The following is a 1043-nucleotide window of genomic DNA, read 5'->3' on the forward strand; positions in this document are numbered from 1 at the left end:
AGAACTTGATAACCAACCTAAAGAGCTACTGACCTGCCAAAATAAAATTACAATTATCGGAATTAGAAACGGTAAGATCTTATCGACGGGAAGGTGAATAGATTTTTTATTATTAGTTAATGCAATTGGTTTTTGCATCTATTAAGCCTCCTTGAGTTGTTGAGTCACTTCTTGAGCTAGAAGTGTGCGTTGAATTTTTCCAGTCGCATTTTTAGGTAATTGAGTGCTAAAAATGTATTTTGTGGGACGTTCAACAGGTAATAATTGCTCATTTGCTAATTCGTTCAACAACGCCAATTGATGTCTGTGATCATGACTAAGTTTCTTAGGTACGATAACGGCGGTGACAGTTTCACCATAAATTAAATCCGGAGTACCAATAACGGCAAGCTCTTTGATGAAGTTCAAATTATTTAAACAATCTTCGACGGCTAATGGATTAACATTTTCACCACCTCGAATGATCATTTCTTTGATACGACCAGCGATATGCAGATAACCTTTTTCGTCAAGGGAACCAAGGTCACCAGTTAATAGCCAGCCATCGTGAAAAGCTTCAGGTTGGGGATCTAAGTAGTTGGAAATAACACTTTCGCCTTTTAAAGCAATTTCTCCAACTTGGTTTAGGCCAAGTTCGTCATAATTGCTATCTAAAATTTTGATTTGTGTACCAACCACTTTACCGACGGTATTTTGAATAGGATTGTCTAATGGATTCTGAGCGATCTGACTAGCAGCTTCGGTCATACCATAGCTTTCAATTAGTGGAATGCCGAAACGTTGCTTAAATTCTCGATGGATACTTGGTAGGAGAGGGGCTGAAGCAGTCCGGAGAAACCGAAGCTGATTTTCCTGTGGTCGCTCATCACGCTGTAACAAAATAGCCACGATTGCAGGAGTCAAGGAAACCCAAGTCACTTTCTCACTACTGACTTCTTTCCAGAAAAGGTGAGCACTGAATTTTGGTCGGAAAAGCAACTGTCCGTGTGATAGGCGTGTTGCCAAATTGGAAATAACCATCGCATTGATGTGAAACATTGGCA

At 39.8% G+C, this 1043-nt stretch carries 1 protein-coding gene; it reads right to left on the reverse strand.

Annotation, left to right across the window (positions count from 1 at the left end; all coding sequences use genetic code 11):
* Nucleotides 1-141 precede the first annotated feature (141 nt).
* A partial coding sequence (locus FHL06_RS14170; RefSeq protein ID WP_153387304.1) for an AMP-binding protein occupies nt 142-1043 on the reverse strand: 902 nt, incomplete at its 5' end.

The organism is Companilactobacillus halodurans, from assembly GCF_009600985.1.
Lineage (GTDB): Bacteria > Bacillota > Bacilli > Lactobacillales > Lactobacillaceae > Companilactobacillus > Companilactobacillus halodurans.